We start from the raw sequence: 24,159 nt of genomic DNA, 5'->3' as shown, positions 1-24,159 counted from the left end.
GTAGTATAATCCAGTTTCCTTATCATACCTATATCCACGATAACGATAAGGATTCTTATCACCTACTTTATCTACAGTGTTATCTACAGCAGATAGAACCCGCCCCCAGCTGTCATAAAGATAAGTTACAACCTGTATTCCACTACTATCAAATAGACCTATTATATCTCCCTGACCGTTTCTTATATAATAAAGGAAGCTCTACAGCAAAGCTGTAGAGCTAAGCGATTCGCACCAAATCGGAGATTTGGGCTCTCTGCTTATCAGTTCCGTTTAAATTCATGCTTATCAGGTCGTCTTCACTATCATAGGTATAGTATATCCTATCTGAACCATTATCTTCAAAAGTTACTTTATCTCCTATTAGATAATATTTTGTAACAATTCCATTTACATTCTTTTCAGTTCTGATTCCTGAATCATTGTATTTAAAGGTAATATTGTTTCCAGTACCTGATATAGGAGTTATTGATTTTAGCCTTCTTCCTTCTTCCCATGTATAGTTGTTAATTCCGTAAGTTACTGGATTTCCAATCTCATCATAGGTTATTGCTATTCCATTATAATGTGTCAGTTTATCCTTCCATATAGGATCATACTTATAGCTTCCTGTAGTTACTGATGTTGTTCCAGATAAAGGTGTTTCAATCCTTTGTAGTATATTTCCCCCTGAATCGTAGAGGTAATCTATAGTTTTCTGAGTTACTCCATTTTTTTCTTTTACTAATTCATTTAGTTCATTATATTGATACTCTATAACTTTTCCAGCATCAATAATTTTAGTTATATTTCCGTTGGCATCATATTCATACTCTATTTTAATATTTTTGTTTCTTATTGATTTAAGCTTATTTGTTGTTGACCCTTGGCTGATTCCCTTAACATATTCATAGGAAGTTCCATAGCTGTTAAGCCCTGCATTTACTATTTTTTCAGACAACCTGCCAATGCTGTCATGGCTATACTCTACTTTGCTTCTATGATACATTGCAAGTATAGAGCTTTCACTTATTATTGATGTTGGCGCATAGGTGAAATTTCTAATCAACCCATTTAAATTATAACCACCCTTTGGATTACTTCCTACTGCGGTTTTCGCTCCTGTGAAATCCTTGAAGCTTGTTACATTTGCTGTATAAGGCTTACTATTTAAATATAAAGTACATTTTAAAACTCCACTACTACTGTCAAAAAACCATTGAAGGGCAACAAATTCCCAGTTATCTGGAGTTATAGTTTCTTCTGTAGTTATAACATTTGTGAATACACCTGCACTATTTAACACTGCAAGGTTAACTTTATTGTTTTCATCCACATAAAGATTAAATAACTGGGAACTTCCTTCGTTTCCAATTATCATTCTTGAACCTGTTCCACTGGTGTTTATCCAAGCGGTTACTGTTCCAGCTGATTTATTTATACCTAAATCATAAACAACCTTTGTTCCACTATAAGCAGCAAGTGCGTTTTTACCACTTTCATCTCTTTGGAATACTGGTGTTTGTATATCAGGAATCGGAACCCTTCCTTTACTGCTTAATGTACTGCCATTTAACCTAAAGTATTCTATTCTCTCATCACTTTCTGAAGGTTCTCCATAAAAAATTAATCTCTGCTTGTTATCCTTATCATATTCATACTTTGTTTCATACAAGGCTCCGCCTACTTTTTGAGTTATCCTGTTTTCATTATTATTGCTATCATAGCCTAATCTTATATAATTTATATCATTAGTAGCAGCTTCTTCAACTCTAACTAATCTATCTGATAAATCATAGACATACCTATAGCTTCTGTTATTTATTTTATCTTCATGATATCCTAGGTTTCCACTGCTGTCATACTGATAGGTATATCTCTCTTTCTCGTTAAACTTTCTGCTGATAATTCTGTCTAACTCATCATATACCATGCTGACTTTCTGATTATTTCCATAAATTGAGCTTAGTAAATTCCCTGTAATAGGTTCAAAATTATTTGTTATTAAAGGCTGATTTTCTACTAAAACTCTATTATTATTTCCAAAGCTGTCATACTCAAATTTATAACTAAATCCATTATGGGATATGGTTTTTATTCTGTCACTTTCATAAGTGTAACTGTTTGCTACTGTTGTAATCCTATCATCCTGCAAAGTTCTGGTGTAGAGATCCTGTATATCATCATTACTTAAAGGATTTCTTGAATAAGAGAAACCTTCTAAAAATCCATTTAATTGGTATAATCCATATACATTACTTCCAACTGCTGTTATTACTCCAGTAAAGTCTTTAAAGTCCGTTGTACTTCCAGTATAAACTCTGTCATTTATATATAAAGTACAGTTTAATACACTGCTGTGAGTTGTCTCATCTGCTACCCACTGCCATCTTAGTGCTACAAAATACCATGTGTTATTTAATATAGTTATATCACTTGCTGTAATTATATTTCTAAAAACATTACTCTTATCTATTGAACTTAAAATAATCTTATTTCCATCGTTTATATATAAATTAAATAATACTCCACTGCCTTCATTAGAAAAAATTATTCTAGTTCCGCTGCCTTTTGTATTAAACCACACTGCCATTGTTCCAGATTTTTTATCTACACCTAGATCATAGTATAATTTTGAATTTCCACGATTACTTAAAGTATATGGAGTAAATATACTGTTTTCCTCCATTTGTACTGCATCAAATCTAACTTTGTTATTATCTTTTACATGGGTTCTCAGTATGACAAAAAAGCTTCTTGTACCTGCTGGAAAGGTGAAGGTTTGGCTTATTCTTACCCATTGATTTTCTGGTATTGCTTTTACGTAGTTCTGATAAGTTCCAGCTATCAATTTACCAGCTGCATCAAAGCATTGAACTCCAAGCTCTGGATTTTCCGTACCTATTCTTTTAGCATATGCACTCAAAGTATAAACCTTTGGAGCTGAAAGAGCAGAAGGTAAATTTACAAATTGATAAGCTACAGAATTTGTAGCACTTCCATTTACAACACCATCTGAGTCGTAACTTTCTAAGCAGTAACTGCCATTTACTCCGTCATACACTAATCTCCATCGTCCTGTAGAGTTATCCCAATCCTCTAATGCCCAAGAGCTAGTAGATCCAGTTCCGCCTGTACCTTCAAAGGATGAGTTTACAAGTAGATTTGTACCAGTATCAAAAGCTGCAAAAGCTGATTTACCACTGCTATCTTTATCAAATACCGCATTTTCAGTTACAGTTTTTGTTCCTTTACTTCCTATAGTATTTGATATCAACGGAAACCTTTCAACATTTTTACTGTCAGAAGCCTCAAGTATTTTAGAAGCGTTAACTAGCCTGTTCATATTATCGTATTGATAAGATGTCTTACTTCCTTTTCCATCAGTGGTTCCTGTTAACAAGCCTTTCGTTTCATCATAATGATTAATTACAGAATCTCCTCTCTCATCTGTAATTACCTTCATGTAGTTTCCGCTTATACTATAATTAGCTGTAGACTTTATAAATGATGAATTAGCATCTGTTATACTGCTAACTGTTGAAGTTAAAGGATTTCCATAGCTGTCATAGGTAAAGGAATATACTACATTCTCCGCCGAAGTTGCCTTCTCTATATTACGATTTTTATCATATTTGTATTCAAACTTTCCACCGGATGGGTTTATAGCTTTAACCAAGTCATTATTTTGATATTCAAATTTAGATTCCTTTTTTGCTAAATCTACAACTGATATTACATTTCCATTTTCATCATAAACATAGCTTACTCCAAACTCTTCTTTGTATATTTGAAAATTGGTAAAGTAAGCTGCATTTGCATTATTGTAGTATTCTCCATATATGATTATTCTTACATAATCATTTTTAGCTACTATTTTCTCTGATACATACTGCCAATCTGTTGAATCTTCATTAAAAGAAACCAAGTACCAGTCAAGAGACTTATCTGCCTTCTCCATTCCTACTTCCAGTGAAAAACGTCTTCCTTCAATTAAAGGCACAGACTCACCTTTAGCCCAAGCGGAAACTACAAAACTGTCTCCTTTTTTTCCTGAAACATTAATGCTTTGTGCCAGATACTTGGAGTTTCTGGAAGCTCCAAATATTCTGTAGGCTCTTTTACCATCAATATCAATAACTTTATCATATTGGTCTGACTGTGGATCTCTAGTCCAATAAATAGGCATGGTATCCCCATAGGATAAATCTGCATTTTCCACTAAGTTGTATCTATTTGCTATAGTGCCTTCCTCTAGCTGAAAACAATCAAAATAGGCAGTTCCCATTTCTTCTATGATTCCTGCTCTTGCATATACAGTATTTGATGCTGCATTATCTGGAAGGGTGAATTTAACTTCATATCTCGTCCAGTTACTTGTTCCTTGAATCATTCTTGATTCAACAGTTTGTACGATATTACTGCTATCATAGTAGTTAACAAAAATTGCTGCACCCTTACCTCTTTCATTCTTTATATCTACAGTTTTAACGTATGCTGAAAAAACGTAACTTTTTCCCTTTGGTAGACTAAGTCCTTGGCTATAAAACAATCTATTTGCTCCAGCAGCAATTCTATTAATTTTTAAGCTGCTTCTTCCCATATAAGATGCTTCAGTAGTAATAATACCTGAACCTACAGTACTTATTTGCTCATCAGGAATTCCCCATGAATCCAATCCCCAATCTAAATTTTGAAGTTCTACATTGTGATTTTTTAAGTAGTTTTTACTAAACTTTTGAGGTTTTGAAGCTAATGAAAGCTTATTTGAAAGGTTTCCTGTCATATATTTATAGTATTCTGCACTGCCATCCTCATCTCTTATACTTATGGTATTTCCGTAATCATTAAATTGGTATATACTATTTCTCCTTCTTCCATCAGGAAAAATAGTAGTGAAAGTACTTGTATTATACCTATAGTCAATACTTAAATTTCCTCCTAATGCTCCATCTGTTCCAATTTCTTGTATTTGTTTTACTCTGTAAGGCGGTTACGTGTTATAATTATAGGTTACATTATACTTATCATAGTTTCTTACATTTGTAAGATTATTACTATTATCATAAGTGAAAATAGTATAGTTTCCATCTGGATAGGTAATTTGAGATAACTGTGCTCCGTTATAGGCAAAGCTTGTTCTACTACCATCCGGTTCTATTATACCTACAAGATATCCATTGCTTAATACATCTAAAATTGTTACTCTTCCAGCTCCATCAGTAATTTTCTTTAATATAATTCCATCATAGCTGAGAGTTATAGAATTTCCGTTTTTATCTTTAATTTTATATAGATATCCTCCAGGTACAAACTCAAGAACTCCTCCATCTTTATCTTTTATAGTATAGCTTCCATCTGATCCCTTAGTAAAAGTTAAGTCTGTACCCATATACTGTTTATAAGTTCCCGATGAACTTTCATAGTAATAATAATGTTTAGTTCCGTCTTCATCTGTATATACATACCATTGATTGCCTCCAATAGTCTTAGGTTCTACTCTTTGACTTAGGTTTAATCTCCATCCATAACCATAGTTACTTGTAATACTTCTATCATTACTGTTATATACGTGATTTAAAGTAAGAGGCATCCTGCTACCTGTCATAGTTAAATCATTATGAATAAATATCACATTCCCATTAAAATCATTAACATAGCCTGTGCCAGCTCTTCCTAAATCCTGGCTGTGGTAAGTCCAGTAATTTTCTAAACCTGAACTATTAACGTATTCTATTCTTATCCTCGGTCTGCCCTTCATATACAATTCAGTTGAATCTGAGGAAATAAACTCGTTATAACCTATATTTTCATCACTATTTTTTAACAACACCCCATAGTTATTACCTGTACTACTCCACTCTTTTACCATTTCAGTTATATCCCAGTCAAATAATGCTCCTTCTTCTCCCTGTATAAATTTATAATCTGAAATATTCTCTTCATAAGAAGGTTTATTATTCCAAGTAGCAGAATCTGAACTCCAAGGAGTTGTTATCTTATGCACATTAATTTGTTGTGATTCATAATTGGTAGTAAGTAAATTTAGATAAAGAGCAGCGTTAGTAATCATATCACCGGTTGTTAGCTCACTTGGCAGTGTAAATTTTATAAGACTTCTAGTGGTTCCTGAATAAATTCCTTTACCAACTCCGAGACGGTCTGCATACTTTCTTGGCTCACTTGCTATGCCTGAACCTATAAAGGTATCTTCAATGCTTTTAACCTCTAGAGATGTACCAATAGAAGGGTCAATTATAATTGGGTACTTTCTATTTTTACTATTTAACCAACCATTATTAGGAATCCATGATAATACATAATTTTTCTTTTCCTGAGCAAGAGTTACTGTAACTTCTCTATTTATCTCTCCATTTCCATCATACATAAATGGAGGGTCAATCTTAAATACAGCAATTGATGAATCTTTTTCATCGTAAAATATTATTGAATAATCCTGTTGAAGCTTTGGGACTAAGTTTTTTACACTCAAATTAAAAGTAAATATCTGAATTTGATGATTTGTCAATACCCCAAGATATTTCGTATTTATCTTTCTTTATAGTTACTAATTTCTTAATTCTTAACCTTTTTAGCAATCTTAATTTTAATGTCATTCTCCTTATTTTCAAACACATCATTATTTTCTTCATCTTTTCCATGTTAGCAAAAAATATATTTGTATTTTTTTCCTTTATACCCTTTTAAAATCTACTGTAAAAGTTTATAATTTTCTGTAAACCACATGTTTAAGGAGGCTAAAATGAACACATTATCCTTTGTTGAAATCTACAACAAAATAATAAGAAGACTAACCAGTATAAAGTGGCTCCAAAAATGGGGAATAGAAAAAAAACTAATAGATAACTACATTAGAAATAAAGAGTTTACAGATAATCTAAAGCTACTTTTAGAGGATAAGGACTTTTCTGGAGAAAGGACCTTAGTTCTATGCAAAGAATTGCTAGATGAGCTAGCCAAAAATGAAGCCCCTGATAACTGGCTTAACTATATATATCAATATGTACTTAATAAAAATTTTCCTGAAACAACTTCTATAGAACTTAAGGATAACTTAAAGGGTCCCTGTGAACTTTATCTTAGAATATTTCGAGTATTATGCGAGGCTCAGAAAAATTCTTGGGATGAAAGCTGGCAAAGCCGCTATCCAATGAATTTTCTATCCTTAGAGGAAGAAAATGAGTTAGAACATCCCGATGAATATAGAAGATTCATAAAGGCCTTTTATGATAACTACACCTATGAAATGATGAAAATTAACGGAGAGTTAACAGGCTATAACACCTTAGACCATGTATGCGGTGTTCACTATTTATCACTGTTTCTAGCTAGACAGCTAAAACTTCTAAAGCTTCCTGTGGACCTCGGGAGAGTTTCTGGTGCGGCAGCAGGACATGATATAGGAAAATATGGCTGTAAAGGTGCTGAGCTTAAAAGAGTTCCTCATCTTCACTACTATTACACTGACCAATGGTTCCAAAAGTGCGGTATAAACTATATTAGAAATATTGCATTAAATCACTCTACCTGGGATTTAGAGCTTGAAAACCTATCTATAGAATCCTTACTTTTGATTTATTCTGACTTTAGAGTAAAAAACGAAACTGTAAATGGAATTGCTGAGATGAAACTTTTTTCTCTAGAGGATTCCTTTTATGTTATCCTAAATAAACTTGAAAATGTAGATACTAAAAAGTCTAACAGATACAAAAGGGTATACGCCAAATTAAAGGATTTTGAAAACTTTCTCTTGGACCTTGGGGTAGATGTAGAACCTAAAATTAAATTTAATCTTATAAAAAAAGCTAAACGAAACTACACTTTATTACAGGGTAATGATATAGTTAAAAACTTAAAATTTCTTTCTATAAAACACAATATTAATGTAATGTATCAGCTACGTGATGAATATTCTCTTGAATCTATACTAGAGCAAGCAAGAAGTGAAACCGATTGGAAAAACCTAAGAGAATATATTAGGATTTTTCAAGAGTACTCCACTTATCTAACCCAGCAGCAAAAACTTCAAACTATTAAGTTCTTGTACGAAAATTTAACTCATACTGAAGACGACATAAGAAGGCACTGTGCGGAGCTTATCGGAAACCTAATTGCTATTTATGATGAAGATTACAGAAAGGAAATTCCGGAAAACGTTAAACTTCCTTCTCCTGATGCAAATAGCTTAGATCTACTAAAGGAATACTTTAACCTTATGCTGTGTCCTGGACATAAAGTTATTCCTTCCCATAGGTTTAATATAGGATACAGCATTAGTATAATGGTAAATTCTCTATTTAATAGCAGCAAAAGCTCCTATGTAAAATACTATAGGGATGCAGTTATAGATTATTATAGTAATGAAAGTTATAAAACTACTGATTGTGAACTATTTTTACTAGAAACTGCTAAGTATGTACCACTAGAGCCTTATGAAGATAACCTCCAGTTAATTTTTACTTATGTTTTTTCTAGACTGAAGAAACGAAGCAGTATATTGAGATTGCAAGCTTTGGAAACTACCTTATTGATAATTAATAAGCTTCCTAGTAACCATGAGTTCATAGAAAAACTTAAAGATCACTTTGCCTTAATTACTTCAAAAAGTAAAATACCTGCAGAAAACCTTTTGCTACTTAAGATTAATACTGCCTTAGATATAGCTATAAATGTAGACGCCTTTAAACATTATTGCCAGCTAACTAAAAAGACCGTTTCAGATATATACTTAAGTAATTTAAAAACTGCAACAGACTGGATAAGAAAAAGGAACCAGATAGAACTGCTTTTAGACGATGCATACCATAATCATCAGTCCAGTAGACTTCATACTACTATTCACTTTTGCAACTTGCTAAAAGTAAGTGCTGTAGAAAGTGTCAGAAACAGAGCTGGCAGTGCTGTTTTGGAGTTAATGCCTCAGCTTACCTTAGCAGAGAGAAATGAGGTAGCGGTAGAATTAATGAGAGCTCTTGAAATTGAAGGAAACAAATTTACAGAGTATATTCCAAGATACGCCGGCCAGTCAATTTTATGGCTTCAGCCTAAAGAGCTAGATGAAGTTATTGACGATTGTATACTAAAAATCAAAACCTCAAATATAAACCTAAAGTCTTTAATTCTTAAAACTATAGGAATTACTCTATCTAATTATGAATGCTATAGCACTAGGTTTGAGGAAAGTGAAACATCTTATTTAAGCAGACTTAAGAAGATGTTAGGCATCCTCTTAAATGGCCTTGGAAACTATGAATCTCAAGTGAAGCAGTCTGCCTTTAGCGTAATAGGAAAGGATATATTTGGTGTATCTAATTTAAACTTAGATAGAAAGGAATTTATCTTTAAACTAATAGCCAAAAAAGTACTCACCCTTATTACAGCTAACGATAATGAAGAGCTTTTATTTCTCACAAGATCTGCTAGCTTAAATTATTTTTATAGGTTTATTTCTGATTTTATGTTTTTCCATGGTGATATCAATATAGAAGTGCCTTCTAAAATAGCCTTCTTCCCTGGAACCTTTGATCCTTTCTCCTTAAGCCATAAGCAAATTGCAAAATATGTAGAAAGTCTTGGCTTTGAAGTCTACTTGGCAGTAGATGAATTTTCCTGGTCCAAAAAAACTCTGCCAAGTCTTCTTAGGAGAAATATAGTAAATATGTCTATTTCCGATGAACTTAATATATATATATACCCAGACATATATCCCATAAATATAGCAAATGTAGAGGACTTGAAATGCTTAAGAGAGAGCTTTCCAAATTCTGAAGTATATATTGCAGTAGGCAGTGACGTGGTAGCTAACGCCTCCAGCTACACAATGGTTAAGAGTGAAAACTCTATTCACAGCTTCTCTCATATAGTTTTTGAAAGAGGTAAGAATAAAAAGTTTGAAACTTCTGTTAAAAATATAGATGGAGATGTTTTAGTATTAACTCTATCCTCTAGATATTCAGAAATAAGCTCTACCCAGATAAGGAGTTATATTGATGATAACAGAGACATTTCTAGTCTCATAGACCCTATGTCTCAACAATATATCTATGAAAATGGTTTTTATCAAAGGGAAGCTCAGGATAAATATACAATTAAATCTTTATCTCTTGACATTGAGATTGCAGAAGACTTTACGGAAGATACAGTAGATAAAATCACAACGCTGCTTCCTGAACTAAGTAATAGCTTTAAAAGGACTTTAAAAGAAATATCTTTAAAACCATCTCCAAGGATAGTATTTTTAAAGAATGCAATTAACAATCAAATTTTAGGTTTCTCTGTTTGCCACTGGATACGTTCCTCTATGCTCTACGATGAGTTTAAAAACTCCTCTGTTTCACAGTATATCCGTGAAAACAGTGTTGGAAGGATAATTTTAATTGACGGTATTTACGTAAAAAATGTAGATAAAGCTAAAGAATATGAGGAACTGCTTTTAAATGAAACTCTATCCCTTTGCGTGTCTAAGGACTATGAGTATGCTATCTATAGAAATCTTTTGGGCAGTAGCTATAATTCAGAAGCAATCTATAACTCATTGACGCTTCATGGCTTTGTAAAAGTACCCTTTTGTGATGAAACCACTCCCGTTTATGCTGTTAACATGAGTACTCCTTGCATATTAAATTTAGACATACAAAATATTATTAAAGAGCCTTTTAGAAGTGATCCTAGGGTGAAAATGGTTTTAGGTAATTCCAGAAGAAAGCTTTTAGAAGCGTTGACAAAGCTTTATCCCGGTGAATTGATTTTATCCTTTGATGTAAACTTTGTTTACCAATCAATGATAAGAAAAATATGCAGTGAAAATAAAGTACCTACAGAAACCTCAGAGCCAAAGAAACTAGGCAACGCTATGTGTGTACCTTACGGAGATATACTTGATAGGTATGTAATACCTAACACTGTTACTAAAGCACTGCATACAGAAAAATTGTTTTATCCTGATATGAAGAAGTTTAAAATTGCTGAGTTTCCTCATTATCTAGATTTGAAAACCCAGGTTAGAATGATAAATTCCTTTAGGCGACCGGTTATACTTGTAGATAATCTTCTTCATAAAGGCTATAGAATAAAGGCCTTAGACCCTATTTTAAAAAATGAAAATGTAAAGATACAAAAGATAATAGTTGGAGTTCTTTCAGGACGAGGAAAAGATTTAATGGATATGCAAAACAGAAACGTAGATGCAGTGTATTTTATTCCAAGACTGAAAATATGGTTTAATGAGAATTCCTTATATCCCTTTATAGGGGGAGACGCTATATGGCGTGGTGCTTACCCTGAACGTAACTTGCTGCCTTCTATTAATTTAATTTTGCCTTATACTTATCCATCCTTTATAAGAAATGCTTCTAAGTCGGCAATATACAATTTATCTAAAACCTGTATAGAAAATGCCATTGATATACTAAAGGTTATAGAGGATGAATACCATGTGATACATGAAAAAAACCTAAACTTACATTCCCTAGGTCAAGTATTTACTATCCCAAGATGCGCTGACTTAGGCGAAAACGTAGACTATAATTTAAATTTAAGTGCATCCAGCTATTTAAAGAATGACTTAGAGCTTTTAATGAGGCTAAATAACGCCTTCCAATAATAAGACAAAAGGGAAAGGACTGTTATATTATGAATAATAACTTATATTACTACGAGCACCAGAATAAACTATTATTATCTAATAAAAAATATGACTTTAAAGAGCTTTCGGAAGACTTTGCTCAGAATTATAATGGCACTATTTTTGCATTAAACAGTTTGACTCCTGAAAAATCTCGGAGAAGCTTTTCTGTAACTTCCGATAGTAATTTATTTATTCAGGAAGAAAACTTAAATCTGTTGAGAAGGAATAGAAGTTCTAGCCTGCCATCTTGGCTTATTGAGAAGATAGATAATAGAAAGGTCACTGCTGTAAATACTAATTATCCTAATTGGCAGGAGCTTTTATCTAAGGATCTTCCAATAATTAATGGAGAAAAGTCTAATACTAAAAAGTGGTCTGTAACTGTAGTTGGCCTTGGAGATGTAGGCGGCACCTTGATTACTGGATTACGCTTATTAGGTGGAGATTGTATATCAAGAATTAATATTTTTGATAAAGGGGAAGATAAAATGAAAAGATGGGAGTATGAATGTAATCAAATCCTCTCCCCTACCCCTGATAAAGAATATCCTCCTATAATTCCTCTTAAGGAAGATGAGCTTTTTAACTGTGATATGTTTATATTCTGTGTTTCTATTGGAGTTCCTCAAGTTGGAAAGGAAGACTTTGATGTAAGACTGGCTCAATTTGAAGGTAATGCCAAGATAGTGAGCTATTACTCTAGGCTTGCCAGAGAAAGTAACTTTAAAGGCATATTTGCAGTGGTCTCTGATCCTGTAGACTTGCTTTGTAAAACAGCCTTTTTGGAGAGTAATAAAGATATAAATAAAAATTTTGATTTTCAGGGCCTTCTACCAGAACAAATAAGAGGTTATGGCCTAGGAGTAATGAATGCCAGAGCTTCCTACTATGCCTCTGAAAAATTAGAGTATAAACATTACTTAAAGGAAGGGAGAGCCTTTGGGCCTCATGGTGAGGGACTTATAATAGCTGACAGTATGAAAAATTATAATGAGGAAATTTCAGACTATCTTACAGAAAGAACAAAGAAAGCTAACTTAGAGGTGCGCGCACTGGGCTTTAAGCCCTACGTAGCCCCTGCTCTTTCCTCTGGTTCCCTGTCACTTATAGCTACTATAAAAGGAGAATGGCATTACAGCGCTACCTTCTTAGGTGGTGTATTTATGGGATGCAGAAATAGATTACTTCCTTCAGGTATAGAGCTAGAAACCTATGATTATATTGACGATGTTCTTTTTAAGAAATTACAGCATACCTACAACAGTTTTTTATAGATTTTAAAAGAGGTGGTGAATCTATGGAGACTTTATATGTAATAGTTCCAAATGAAAGTATTTCTGGACAGTTACAGGGAATGATTCAAAGTTTCTCTAATAGTTTTCATTCTACAGTATACGTAAAAGCTCCCTCAGATTGTTCCAATTTTAAAAATAAAAAGATACTCTTTGCAGCGGAGGTTGGTATCACTGGTTATGACTTGCCAATGCTAAAATTTTTCGAAAAACTTAAAGATGAGGAAAATGACTTTTTCTATGGCTCTACCGGTGCACTGCTAATTCACAGCAGCTCTGAACTTGGAACCAAAGGAACCGCTCAAGATATTATTTTCTTAGCAAATAGCTTAGGCTGCAATTTTATAGGTAAGTCTTTAGTGGAAGCTACCTCTAGCCTAAGAAACTTCCTAACATGGCAAAAGGTTATTCCATTAACTTTAGAAGAAATTTGTATTGATTTATGTAATAAACTAGGCCAAAGATTATTGGAATATAAAGATTCATCACCAAAGAAAAATAAAAAAGTAACAGTATTATACTCTTCACCAAATAAATTTTCTAATACTCTAGAATTATGGAATATGATATCAAAACACTTAAAAGGATTAAATATAAAAGAAATACAAATAGAAAATGGCAAAGTTCAGGATTGCAAGGGCTGCTCCTATAAACTCTGTGTCCATTACAGCAAACAAAACAGCTGCTTCTACGGGGGTATGCTGGTTGAAGATGTGTTACCTTCTATCGAAGAATCAGATTCAATAATATGGCTGTGCCCTAACTATAACGATGCTATAGCAGCTAATTTAACCGCTACAATAAATAGAATTACAGTGTTATATCATAGAATTAAATTTTATGATAAATCTATTTTTGGAGTAATAGTTTCTGGTAACTCTGGTGGAGACTCTGTAGCAAAGCAACTTATAGGAGCGCTTAATATTAATAAGGGCTTTAGACTTCCCCCTTATGCAATTATTACGGAAACTGCCAATGACCCTAAAGCAATATTTAATGTGGAGAATATAGAGGTTAAGGCAGAAAACTTTGCAAGATACATTACTAAGGGTCTATAGAAAGATAAGCTGTGAACAAATTCCTTTATTCACAGCTTATTACTATTTACTCTTCTATTTCACTAAGTAATTTTGTAAAATAATCAACATGGGCTTTTTCCTGCTCTATTAAACCAGATAGCACTTCTTTAACCTCACCAATAGAAATTCCTTCGTACATCTTTGTATAAACCTCTACAGTTAACTTTTCCGACTTTATGGCATATTCTAAAGCAGATTTTAAACTTTTAAATGCGTCCTCTGCCGGTTCTTTTTTATCGAATACCTTATTTTCTATTAATGCCTTTAAATAAGCAGTTACATCTGTATCAAATAGATAATCGTAGTCATCCTCTTTTTTTTCTAATAGGTCATTATATATTTTTGTAAACTGTTCTTTGTGAATAAACTCCTGACCTGCAGCAGCTAATAAAAAATCTTTTATTTTTCCTGTAGTATATTTAGCGCCATTAGTATAAAACTTTTGTCCCTCTTCTTCCATTAATATAGCTATTTTTAATATTTCAAGTCCGTTAAAATTATTCATACTATCCCCTACCTTTCCCACAGAATTACTAGATAATTTAAAAAATACTGAACCTTATATAAAATATATCATATAACACCTATGTTGTACAAGGGTAATGGGTGTTATAGGCTCTAATCCATATATATGCCAAATTCTTATTATTAGTAGAACAAAACTTGGTACTATTACAAATAATTTTCCCTTGCATTTTGAATTGTTGATGTATTGTATTATAATAAACTTACTACACTAAAGAATAAATTCTAAAATGTTAAAGCCTTGATGGAACATTTAGGAAAACAAAAATTTTCGACAAGCAGGTGATTTTATTGTATAAAAAAGGAGATTTTCACTTACACACAAAGGCTTCCGATGGTAAGCTATCCCCAAAAGAATTAGTTAACCTAGCTAGAAAAGAAGAGGTAGATATAATGGCAGTTACAGATCACGATACGGTGGCAGGTATTGATGAAGCTGTCTCCGAAGGAAAGCATATTGGAATTACAGTAATTCCCGGAATAGAACTTTCTACCCTTCATAGAAATAAAACTGTTCATATCTTGGGATATTTTAGGTCTATAGAAGACATAAGTGAGGAATTCAAAAGCTATTTAAAAGACATGAATGAATATAGGATTCAAAGAGCAGAAAAGATTGTAGAAAACTTATACAAAATCTTTAATATAAAACTAGACTCTAAGAAGATGCTAGAAGGAGCTCATGGCATTGTAGCAAGGCCTCATATTGCAAAAGCTATAGTGGATGCAGGTTATAACTATACCTGGGATTATATTTTTGAACATTTTATTGGTGAAGATAGTCCAGCCTATGTTCCCAATAAGAAGCTAACTACAGAGGATGGAATAAGACTATTAAAGTCTGTAAATGCCCTTGTTTCATTAGCTCATCCTGTTTTAATAAAAACTTTAGACATAGATGAGTTGTTGACTCTTCCTTTTGATGGAATTGAGGCTATATACTCTATGAATAGTGCAGAGGATACGGAAAGGTTTAAAAATTATGCGGAAAAGTATAACAAAATAATTACTGCAGGCTCTGATTTCCACGGTATAGCTAAGGATGATTCAAAACATGCCTCTAGGGTTGGTGAAGTATCCTTAGACAAGTATGGTATTGAAGCCTTTCTAGATAAGCTTAATGATATGTAATCCTAATAACTAGAAATGGGAAGAAGATAACTTTCATTACTTGTTATCTTCTTCCCATTGATCTTAAGGTTTTTATTTCTTAATTTAATGGTTATTTTAGCTTTTTTCTATTAGAAGCATCGTCAAGAAATCCCCTATTATTGGTCTGAGGATTGTTTAAAATTCCTGCTATTACAAGTATAGATAAAAAAGCGTTAATTAATTCGTCATAGTTATCAGGAAGAATGTCCTTTCCAAAGGCCTTTAATAACATAGGTATAAATGCAGCAATAGAAAGCCATAGGCCATAGTTTCTAAATCTATTCATATTACCACCCCTTAATATTATTTATTAAGGGGTGTACTAAATTATCACTATTATTTACAATACTTTCCCATAATACAAAACATTTTTTATCCTATATATATAAACTTTAATATTTCATGTTAAAGAAAATATTACCCTTAAGCCTCTACTAAAAATGCATTATATCCCTTTACAGCTTCATAAATATCTGCTTTACTTGCTATCTCCCATGGAGCATGCATATTGTGGAGAGCTATTCCAAAGTCTACTACATTCATTCCGTATTCAGCTAAAATATAAGCTATAGTTCCGCCACCGCCTTGGTCCACCTTTCCAAGCTCAGAAGTTTGCCATACTACATTATGTTTATCCATAATATTTCTTAATTCAGCTATATACTCTGGGTTAGCATCATTAGAGCTATTCTTTCCTCTTGCTCCAGTATACTTATTAAATACTACACCCTTTCCAAAGTATGCTGTGTTCTTCTTCTCCATAACTGATGGAAAGTTTGGATCGTAGGCTGCAGTTACATCAGAGGACAACATCTTTGAATTTCTTAATGTTCTTCTTAATTTTAATCCATCATAGTCATTGCAGAGGTTCATGATTTCCGCTAATGTATCTTCAAAAAACTTAGAATGCATTCCTGTAGCACCTACACTTCCTATTTCCTCTTTATCTACTAATAGGGTAACGCAGGTTTTATCAGGGTTCTCTATGTTCATCATAGACTCGAAGGATGTATATGCACATATTCTGTCATCATGACCATAGGCCATAACCATACTTTTGTCTATTCCATAATCTCTAGCCTTTCCTGAAGGAACCACCTCAAGTTCTGCAGATACAAAATCTTCCTCTATAATTCCATACTTATCATTTAATAGCTTTAATATGTTTTGTTTAACTCTATCCTTTCCATCTTTATCTGCAATTGGCATACTTCCAATTAAAATATTTAAATCTTCTCCTTCAATAACCTTATTGGCTTTTTTGTCCATTTGGTCTGCAGCTAAATGTATAAGAAGATCTGAAACTCCAACTACTGGATCATTTTCATCTTCACCTATTACTACTTCTACTTTTGTTCCGTCCTTTTTTATTACAACTCCATGAATCGCCAGCGGAAGTGTAACCCACTGATATTTCTTTATACCTCCATAATAATGTGTCTCAAATAAAGCTAAATCTGTATCTTCATATAATGGATTTTGCTTTAAATCTAGTCTTGGAGAATCTACATGGGCCCCTAGTATTCTTAATCCCTGTTCAAAACCATTACTTCCGATGACAAATAAAGCCAAGGATTTATCCATTTTATTTGCATAGACCTTATCTCCAGCTTTTAAAGTGCCTTTTTCTTTTAAAATTGCATCTAAGGATTTGTATCCTGCTTTTTCTGCTCTAGCTATAAACTCTAATACACATTCTCTTTCTGTTTTACATTTAGAAACAAACTCCTTATACCTATCAGATAAGCTAAATACTTTTTTTAAATCTTCCTCTGAATACTTATCCCAAGCATATTCATATTTTTTTGTCAATTCCTTTGTCATTTTCCTTTCTCCCTTCAAACTTAATTTATAGATATACTCTAAAGCCACTTCTTCTTTTTAAATATAAGTATTAAGGTGCAGGCAATAGAAATCATAAAAAATACTACATAATAACATCCATGTTCTATTTCCATTAAAGGAATTCCCTTTAGATTCATACCATACATACTAGTAATTAAATTCAAAGGTAAAAATATAGTAGCTATTACAGTAAAAACCTTCATCAGTTCATTAGTTTTGTTAGCAATTTCAGATTCAAAAGCCTCTCTTACTAATGCTAAATCCTGTACAAGATTTTCTAAAGCCAGCATCAATTTATCAATTTTTTTATTTAAGCTTACAAAGTGTCCAATATTCTCTTTTTCTATTATTAGATTATCATTACTCACTAAGCTGTCACCTATATATCTAAGTGGATTTAGGTACTTTTTTATTTTATATACCTGTCTTCTTAAAGTTATTAGGTTATCTATTTGTTCATGTCTTGGATTTTTTAAAATGCTTATTTCAATTTTATCTGCTTCTGATTCTAAAGAAGAAATCACATTATAATTGTTAACAATTATTCTATCTAAAATGTAATAAAGCAATATACAAACCCGTGGTTTATCCCTGAGCATGAAACAATTTTTAAAGTCACCTATATCCTTTATTAGATTCTCTACAATATCGATTCTATCTTTACATATAGTTACTAAATAATCCTCACCTAAAAACACATTTAACTCTTTTGAGGTAACTATCTCCCTGCAATACTCTAGTATATTCAGGACGATAAATACATAATCCTCATAAAAACTAATTTTAGAAGACTGAGAAAAATTTTTACATTCAGCTAAACTGTCTTCATCTAATAAAATAATTTCTTTAACCTTCTCTAATTCATCTACATGTACTAAAATCCAGTAGTGACTCCCATTAAACTTAAAATTATTAGTAACATCCTTAAAATTATTATTCAGGTCAAAAATTTTCATAGAATCACCCCAATATAAGTACTGACAAAAACATAGGAATATTAAAACTTGAGAATTGAACTGTTAAAATTTCAATTCCCAAGTTTTTATTATTGCTTATTGCAAGCCAGTATTTATATTTTGTGAGGTTTAATCAGTAATTATTCCATCTATAAATTCATCATTGTCATCCATAGGAACTTCTTCTAAAACTTGAAAACTATATCCGAGAGCTATCTTCAAGGAATCTTTTCTTGTCTTCCTTAAAAACCTATCATAAAAACCGCCGCCGTATCCAACTCTTCCGCCTTTTCTATCAAAGGCAACTCCTGGAAGGTAAGAAACATCAATTAGGCTTTCATCTATTTTTAATTTGCTATCTTCAGGTTCTAATATACCATAAGCTCCTGGTTTTAAATCTTCAAAACCTTCTATTTCTACTACATCCATTCCCTCTTCCTTAGAAATTATTCTAGGAACAGAAACTCTTTTTCCATCCTTAAGTGCTTGTTTTATGATTTTATGTGTATCTAATTCTGTATCATAACTTACAAAAATAAAGATAACCTTTGCTTCTTGATATTCCTTGCTATTAGTAACCTTTTTAAATATTATACTATCTAGATTTTCCCTTTCTGCCTCTGTTAAAAGAGCCCTCCTTTCTTTTATCATTTTTCTAATTCCCCTTTTACTTTCCATCATTTCCCCTTCTTTCAGATTCTTCCTTAATCCTCTGTCCAATTATATCCACTGGTGTTATATTAGTTATGAAGCTGTATCTATAATTTGCCGCTGCTGCTTCAATTATAACAGCCACATTTCTACCTGGTCTTATTGGAATTTTAAGCTTTCTCACCGGTACGTTCAATATGTCTATATATTCCTTGTCTATACCTAATCTGTCATAGTTCTGCTCTTCCTTCCACTGCTCAATATACACAACAAGGTGTATTTCCTTGCTTTTTAATATTGAACTTAAGCCATAAAGAGCAGGAATGTCAATTATGCCCATTCCTCTAACTTCAATCATTCCAGCAGTTATGTATGGAGAGGTTCCATAGAGAGAGCCATCTATTTCTTTAATATCAACAGCATCATCTGCTACAAGTCTATGGCCTCTTTTTATAAGTTCAAGGGCAGTTTCACTTTTACCTATACCGCTTTCCCCTGTTATAAGAATCCCTATTCCGTAAACATCTACAAGAACTCCATGAAGCCTTGTCTCCGGTGCTAACTTATCATCTAGGTAATTCATAAGCTTATTTACAAATCTGGTAGAAGTATTTTCTGTCCTTAAAATCCACCTGTTATTTTTTTTCGCTGTTTCCATAAACTCCTCATGAGGCTCTAAACCTCTAGTTATTATGGTGCATGGACTATCAAATTTGAAGTATTTTTCCAGTCTTTTCCTTCTTAAGGATGGCTGCATTGCATCTAAAAAACTCCACTCAGCCTTTCCAACAACCTGAACTCTTTCATTTGCATAGTAATTATAGAAGCCTGAAAACTGAAGTCCTGGTCTATTTATATCACTAATGGTTATTTCAGTAACTGTATCTCCTTCGTTAACTACTTCTAAACTTAAATCTTCTATGAGATCTTTAACTGTTACTCCCATTTATTTTCTCCTCTCAGCTTCCTGATTTACTTAGATTTCTTCTCTATTCCCTCTAATTGTGCTCTAAAGTTCCTCTTTACATTATCAATATACCTTCTTCTAAGTTTTTGCTGTTCATCCTTTTCTTCCTCTGTAAGACCTTCATTTTTGCTCTTCTTATATAAAAAGTTTATTCTTTCTATTAGTTCATCAATATTCATTGTTATCACTCCTACTATATTTATAATTACATTTTTATATTACATTATACATAAATTTGTTCAATATATAAAGTTTTTACTGCTAAATTATAGAATAAAATTTACTTTCCCATCTTAACCTTATATCTATTGCTCCAGTTTTTCATTAGACTTGTACTCTGAAGCGATTTTTTAATACTTGTCCATCTTTCGTCGAATATTAAATTCAAAATATGAAGAGTATTTTTGTTTCCTTTTAACATAGATTCTCTGCAGCTAGCACAATAGGTAACTATGTAATCAGACTTTACTTCCTCCACAGCTTTGTTAACAACCTTAGATGTAAGTTCCCTATTTACGGTAAATACCATACCACCATTTCCGCAACACCTTGTTTTTTCCTTGGAGTGTTCACTTTCCTCTACTTTATAACCTAACTGATCTATAATCCATCTTACACTATCCTGAAGCTCCTTTTCGTCCCTTGTAGGGCAGGAATCATGGATAGCAAAGACTATGTCACTGTCTTTTCCAATATTTCTTGAACTTTCTGGTATGCCCAGCTCCTTAAATACTGTCCAAAGAGACTTAACTTTTAACTTGGGACTATTTTCTGAAATAGTTACAAAGCAGGATTGACATGCAGTTATAATCTCTTCTACATTTAATTCCTCTATAGTTCTCTGAAGCTTTTCATACCTATTCTTAAACAGTTCTCCTTCTCCTATAGCTGCTGTAGGCTTTCCACAGCATTTAATCACCATAGCTGTTCCTGGAAGCTTTTCCTTTAAATATTCAAAGGTCTTAAAAACAAGCTCTGGACTATAGGAACAAAGGCTGCAGCCAGGCATAAAAATTCTAGTTACTTTTTCTGCTTTCTCATCCTTTATCACCTTATTAAAAAGACTAGAAAAGCTTAATTTTTGATGCAGGTGGACAGAATTATGCCCCTTTAATGGTGATGTTCCGCCATTTTTTTCTGCCAGCTCTTTTCTTATTTCTAAAAAAGCATCGCCTATATTTAAATTTTTCGGGCAAACCTTAAGGCATAGGGAACATGTATTACAGGAATATGGAATTAAGGGATCTATCTTTCTATCTTCTAATAAGTTTTTAAATAATTCTCCTGGTTTAACTGAAAACCCACTAAGGAGACTACATTCCCTCTTGCATTTTCCACAATTAATACATTCTTCACTAAGGTTTCTTATTGTTTCCATAGTCTTCTGTTTATCTATAGATATTTTATTCTTTTCCATAATCCTAAACTCCTCTCTATAGTTAAAGAAACTCTGTGCTTACAAATACATTAAAATAAACTTTGGTAATGCATTTAGAACCAATCACTGAGAAGCCTTTTCATAAAGTCTAACTGTAGGTAATTCTCAATTTTATTTAAGGTATCTTGGTTCTTAATATCCTTCTCTGGATTTCTGTATTCCAGCCATGCATAAGCACACCATGCTAATGCTCTTAAATATAGATAGGGCGTATATATATTTACTCTCTCTCTTATATCTTTATAATTACTTTTCACTTCTCTTTCATAATTTCTAAAGAAGTTTTCCTTTTCATCCTTACTTAAGATATAATCTGTCTTCCATAAGGTTGTAGTATCTGCTAAAAATTGTGTAATGTCTTGGCAGGGGTCACTAATCACAGGCTTTTCCCAATCTATTAAATAACTTTTTTCCTGTCCAATAATAAAATTATGAGAATTTACCTCTGTATTGTTTATTACCTGCCATTTATTTTCTTTAAAATACCTTTCATTGGCCTTATTATCCTCTGCCCACTGCAAAAATTTATAAAAAAAGTTCTTTAGTTCACAACTAACAATAGGTGATGCTAAAAAATCCTTTAAAAGTTTTTTTCCTTCCTTAATTCTATCCCTTAGAACTTCCTTTTCCTCAATAAAGATGTTGAAGTCAGTGTCTTTTAAATCTATAGAATGTATTTTTGAAAATATATTAGCAGCTCTATTTAAATCTGTAGAATAGTTAAGAGGTTTGCCTTCTAAAAACTCCATTATTAATAGTCCATATTCAAGGTAATCTTTACTATCATCTACAAAATAAGCCTTTGGGGTAACGCCGCTTACTTCTAATCTTTTTATCCCATTGTACTCATATCTAATTTGACTTTCCACATCTATTTGGCTTCCAGTATTTACTCTAAATACATACTTACTAATTCCATCCTCAATAGTATAGTTTATGTTGTATTCTCCCTGTGCTAAAAACTTTACCCTATACTTATCACTTAATCCTAAATCTTTTACTAAACCTGTTTCTTTTAAATAATCATAAATTTTATCTTTTAATATATTTCTAAGCATTCCTACCACTCCACTATTATTTTATAAACAGACTTCTTACTTCCTGACATCTCACTCTTTTACTGTGCTTTTCTAAAAAATTAACAGTATTATGTGGAAAGACCTCATAGCTACGTTTTTTCTCTTCAATTCTTTTTATAAAATTTAATAAGTCTTCCTTTGTATCTATATCCATATGCTTCTCTGAAAGCCCCACTGTTAAATTAGCTCTGTTGGCAATATCAATAGTTCCTTCTAACACAGACTTCTTTCCCCAGGCTATATTGTCACAAAATATTTCACTATGTATCTCTTTCATACCTACCAAGTAATATCCCCCATCTGATGTGGGACCAATGCAAATATCATTATCCTCCAGTATATTAAAGGCTATTTCTATATCTTTAGGCTGGAGCTCCGGTATATCACTTCCTATTAGCACTACCTTTTTATAATCTTCATCTAGCAATTTATCTATTGCATTGCTCATTCTATCTCCTAAACTTTCACCTTGTTGAGGAAAGAGTTTTATATACTCTGGCAAAATATCTTCTATCAAAAAAATCTTTCCTTCTGGTGTATAAGTTAGGTAAATATCCACCTTATTTTTTAATTTTTCACAGGATGAAAACAAGTCCTTAAGGAAGTTTTTATGTATTTCAGCACATTCTTCCCCAGATAATATATCCATAAGCCTAGTTTTGGTTTTACCAGGAATAGGTATCCTAGTCATTAAAATTAATGCATTCATCATCTTACCTCCCTGTAAAGTTTGTTTAATTGTTTTGGTGACACACCAAGCATATATAAAATCCTAAGCTTATGCATCAATAAATGAGTTCTAAGGGGTCCACCTTTCTTAAATCTTCTTCCTGAAGTTCCAATAGGATATTTTGCCATAGTTAATTTGCCAAGTTTTTTAAGTTTTAGAGATAGTTCTATATCTTCCATAATCTCTATTTCAGGATATCCACCTACTTTCATAAAGATATCCTTTCTAACAAATATACCTTGATCACCATAAAATATATTAAATATTCCTGCCCTTAAGTTAGAAGTTTTCCAAATATATTTCATAAATAAGGTTTTATAATCATAAAAATAAATAGGGAATCCTCCGGCAATGGCCCTATTTCCTATTAACTCTTCAATAGCTAATATAGAAATATCCTTTACTATGGAATCACTATGAAGAAACCATAGGATATTGCCTTTAGCTACCTTTGCACCTTCATTCATTTGAAAGGCTCTTCCTCTCTTGGATAAAACTACCTTAGCAAATTGAGAAGCTAGAACTGCAGTATTATCTTCGCTATATCCATCTACAACTATCAATTCCTTATGGCCCTGCAATTTATCTAAACTTTGGAGAAAATTCACTATATTTTTTTCCTCATTTAATACAGGTATTATTATAGAAACCATTTTATCACCGACCAAATATTATTTTGTTAACCTTATATTTTGTATTTCTCTAGAATCCTATAAATACTACATTTAACTTACTACTGTCCATAATAATTATAACTTTTATAAACTTAAAATCTCAGTTGTATAAAATTTTAAAATACTTATACATACTTCTATCAGT

Annotated in this window: 17 protein-coding genes; 4 read left to right on the top strand and 13 right to left on the bottom strand. The window is 32.4% G+C overall.

Annotation, left to right across the window (positions count from 1 at the left end; genetic code table 11):
• Positions 1 to 220: 220 nt before the first annotated feature.
• A complete protein-coding gene (locus P8V03_RS04510; protein WP_318796919.1) occupies positions 221 to 4,765 on the bottom strand; it encodes a phage head spike fiber domain-containing protein in 4,545 nt (1,514 codons plus the stop codon).
• A 207-nt stretch (positions 4,766 to 4,972) separates the two neighbouring features.
• Positions 4,973 to 6,508, bottom strand: coding sequence for a DNRLRE domain-containing protein (locus P8V03_RS04505; protein ID WP_318796918.1), 1,536 nt, complete (start codon positions 6,506 to 6,508; stop codon positions 4,973 to 4,975).
• Positions 6,509 to 6,742: 234 nt separating this feature from the next.
• Here P8V03_RS04505 and P8V03_RS04500 point away from each other — a divergent pair, with 234 nt between their 5' ends.
• Genes P8V03_RS04500 through P8V03_RS04490 form a run of 3 tightly spaced genes read left to right on the top strand, consistent with a single transcriptional unit; the run spans position 6,743 to position 13,976 of the window.
• Entirely contained in the window at positions 6,743 to 11,602 is a 4,860-nt protein-coding gene (locus P8V03_RS04500) for a nucleotidyl transferase family protein (protein ID WP_318796917.1), read from the top strand.
• Positions 11,603 to 11,631: 29 nt separating this feature from the next.
• On the top strand, positions 11,632 to 12,900 hold the full coding sequence (locus P8V03_RS04495) for a lactate/malate family dehydrogenase (protein ID WP_318796916.1): 1,269 nt from the start codon (positions 11,632 to 11,634) through the stop codon (positions 12,898 to 12,900).
• Between the two features lie 23 nt (positions 12,901 to 12,923).
• Positions 12,924 to 13,976 carry a flavodoxin family protein gene (locus tag P8V03_RS04490; RefSeq protein WP_318796915.1) on the top strand — a complete coding sequence of 351 codons (1,053 nt, stop codon included), beginning with the start codon at positions 12,924 to 12,926 and terminating at the stop codon, positions 13,974 to 13,976.
• A gap of 46 nt (positions 13,977 to 14,022) precedes the next feature.
• Here the strand turns inward: P8V03_RS04490 and P8V03_RS04485 are convergent, their stop codons facing one another.
• Complete coding sequence (locus tag P8V03_RS04485; RefSeq protein ID WP_261672351.1) at positions 14,023 to 14,502, bottom strand: ferritin family protein; 480 nt, start codon at positions 14,500 to 14,502, stop codon at positions 14,023 to 14,025.
• Positions 14,503 to 14,813: 311 nt separating this feature from the next.
• On the opposite strand from P8V03_RS04485, the gene P8V03_RS04480 reads away from it, so the two are divergent.
• A complete protein-coding gene (locus P8V03_RS04480; RefSeq protein ID WP_261672352.1) occupies positions 14,814 to 15,653 on the top strand; it encodes a PHP domain-containing protein in 840 nt (279 codons plus the stop codon).
• Between the two features lie 91 nt (positions 15,654 to 15,744).
• On the opposite strand, the gene P8V03_RS04475 is transcribed toward P8V03_RS04480, so the two are convergent.
• The 10 genes from P8V03_RS04475 to P8V03_RS04430 all read right to left on the bottom strand — a co-directional run bounded on the left by P8V03_RS04475 (position 15,745) and on the right by P8V03_RS04430 (position 23,993).
• Positions 15,745 to 15,960 (bottom strand): holin, encoded by a 216-nt coding sequence (locus P8V03_RS04475; protein WP_261672353.1) that lies wholly within the window; start codon positions 15,958 to 15,960, stop codon positions 15,745 to 15,747.
• Between the two features lie 137 nt (positions 15,961 to 16,097).
• Positions 16,098 to 17,498, bottom strand: coding sequence for an aminopeptidase (locus P8V03_RS04470; protein WP_318796914.1), 1,401 nt, complete (start codon positions 17,496 to 17,498; stop codon positions 16,098 to 16,100).
• A 38-nt stretch (positions 17,499 to 17,536) separates the two neighbouring features.
• Positions 17,537 to 18,475, bottom strand: a complete 939-nt coding sequence (locus P8V03_RS04465; RefSeq protein WP_261672355.1) for a magnesium transporter CorA family protein — start codon at positions 18,473 to 18,475, stop codon at positions 17,537 to 17,539.
• Positions 18,476 to 18,604: 129 nt separating this feature from the next.
• A complete protein-coding gene (locus tag P8V03_RS04460) occupies positions 18,605 to 19,153 on the bottom strand; it encodes a 5-formyltetrahydrofolate cyclo-ligase (RefSeq protein ID WP_318796913.1) in 549 nt (182 codons plus the stop codon).
• On the bottom strand, positions 19,143 to 20,072 hold the full coding sequence (gene hprK, locus P8V03_RS04455) for an HPr(Ser) kinase/phosphatase (RefSeq protein WP_261672357.1): 930 nt from the start codon (positions 20,070 to 20,072) through the stop codon (positions 19,143 to 19,145). The genes P8V03_RS04460 and hprK overlap by 11 nt, the downstream gene beginning before the upstream one ends.
• A gap of 26 nt (positions 20,073 to 20,098) precedes the next feature.
• Positions 20,099 to 20,272, bottom strand: a complete 174-nt coding sequence (locus tag P8V03_RS04450; protein ID WP_261672358.1) for a DUF896 domain-containing protein — start codon at positions 20,270 to 20,272, stop codon at positions 20,099 to 20,101.
• A 101-nt stretch (positions 20,273 to 20,373) separates the two neighbouring features.
• Positions 20,374 to 21,510: a (Fe-S)-binding protein gene (locus tag P8V03_RS04445; protein WP_261672359.1), complete on the bottom strand. Its 1,137-nt coding sequence runs from the start codon at positions 21,508 to 21,510 to the stop codon at positions 20,374 to 20,376.
• A gap of 74 nt (positions 21,511 to 21,584) precedes the next feature.
• Entirely contained in the window at positions 21,585 to 22,589 is a 1,005-nt protein-coding gene (locus P8V03_RS04440; protein ID WP_318796912.1) for a phosphotransferase, read from the bottom strand.
• Between the two features lie 16 nt (positions 22,590 to 22,605).
• Positions 22,606 to 23,319 carry a TIGR04282 family arsenosugar biosynthesis glycosyltransferase gene (locus tag P8V03_RS04435; RefSeq protein WP_318796911.1) on the bottom strand — a complete coding sequence of 238 codons (714 nt, stop codon included), beginning with the start codon at positions 23,317 to 23,319 and terminating at the stop codon, positions 22,606 to 22,608.
• Positions 23,319 to 23,993, bottom strand: a complete 675-nt coding sequence (locus P8V03_RS04430; protein ID WP_318796910.1) for a TIGR04283 family arsenosugar biosynthesis glycosyltransferase — start codon at positions 23,991 to 23,993, stop codon at positions 23,319 to 23,321. The genes P8V03_RS04435 and P8V03_RS04430 overlap by 1 nt, the downstream gene beginning before the upstream one ends.
• Positions 23,994 to 24,159 lie beyond the last annotated feature (166 nt).

Origin of the sequence: Clostridium tanneri (assembly GCF_033659955.1) — a bacterium.
GTDB lineage: Bacteria > Bacillota > Clostridia > Clostridiales > Clostridiaceae > Clostridium_AM > Clostridium_AM tanneri.
This window is presented reverse-complemented; position numbering and strand designations above follow the sequence as displayed.

What these genes read in the sequence shown, in the direction of transcription:
- P8V03_RS04475 (WP_261672353.1), bottom strand. Translation starts at nt 15,960, where the DNA reads ATGAATAGATTTAGAAACTATGGCCTATGGCTTTCTATTGCTGCATTT.
- P8V03_RS04495 (WP_318796916.1), top strand. Translation starts at nt 11,632, where the DNA reads ATGAATAATAACTTATATTACTACGAGCACCAGAATAAACTATTATTA.
- P8V03_RS04440 (WP_318796912.1), bottom strand. Translation starts at nt 22,589, where the DNA reads ATGCTTAGAAATATATTAAAAGATAAAATTTATGATTATTTAAAAGAA.
- hprK (WP_261672357.1), bottom strand. Translation starts at nt 20,072, where the DNA reads ATGGGAGTAACAGTTAAAGATCTCATAGAAGATTTAAGTTTAGAAGTA.
- P8V03_RS04510 (WP_318796919.1), bottom strand. Translation starts at nt 4,765, where the DNA reads ATGACAGGAAACCTTTCAAATAAGCTTTCATTAGCTTCAAAACCTCAA.
- P8V03_RS04445 (WP_261672359.1), bottom strand. Translation starts at nt 21,510, where the DNA reads ATGGAAAAGAATAAAATATCTATAGATAAACAGAAGACTATGGAAACA.
- P8V03_RS04485 (WP_261672351.1), bottom strand. Translation starts at nt 14,502, where the DNA reads ATGAATAATTTTAACGGACTTGAAATATTAAAAATAGCTATATTAATG.
- P8V03_RS04460 (WP_318796913.1), bottom strand. Translation starts at nt 19,153, where the DNA reads ATGGAAAGTAAAAGGGGAATTAGAAAAATGATAAAAGAAAGGAGGGCT.
- P8V03_RS04465 (WP_261672355.1), bottom strand. Translation starts at nt 18,475, where the DNA reads ATGAAAATTTTTGACCTGAATAATAATTTTAAGGATGTTACTAATAAT.
- P8V03_RS04435 (WP_318796911.1), bottom strand. Translation starts at nt 23,319, where the DNA reads ATGAATGCATTAATTTTAATGACTAGGATACCTATTCCTGGTAAAACC.
- P8V03_RS04430 (WP_318796910.1), bottom strand. Translation starts at nt 23,993, where the DNA reads ATGGTTTCTATAATAATACCTGTATTAAATGAGGAAAAAAATATAGTG.
- P8V03_RS04450 (WP_261672358.1), bottom strand. Translation starts at nt 20,272, where the DNA reads ATGAATATTGATGAACTAATAGAAAGAATAAACTTTTTATATAAGAAG.
- P8V03_RS04500 (WP_318796917.1), top strand. Translation starts at nt 6,743, where the DNA reads ATGAACACATTATCCTTTGTTGAAATCTACAACAAAATAATAAGAAGA.
- P8V03_RS04490 (WP_318796915.1), top strand. Translation starts at nt 12,924, where the DNA reads ATGGAGACTTTATATGTAATAGTTCCAAATGAAAGTATTTCTGGACAG.
- P8V03_RS04470 (WP_318796914.1), bottom strand. Translation starts at nt 17,498, where the DNA reads ATGACAAAGGAATTGACAAAAAAATATGAATATGCTTGGGATAAGTAT.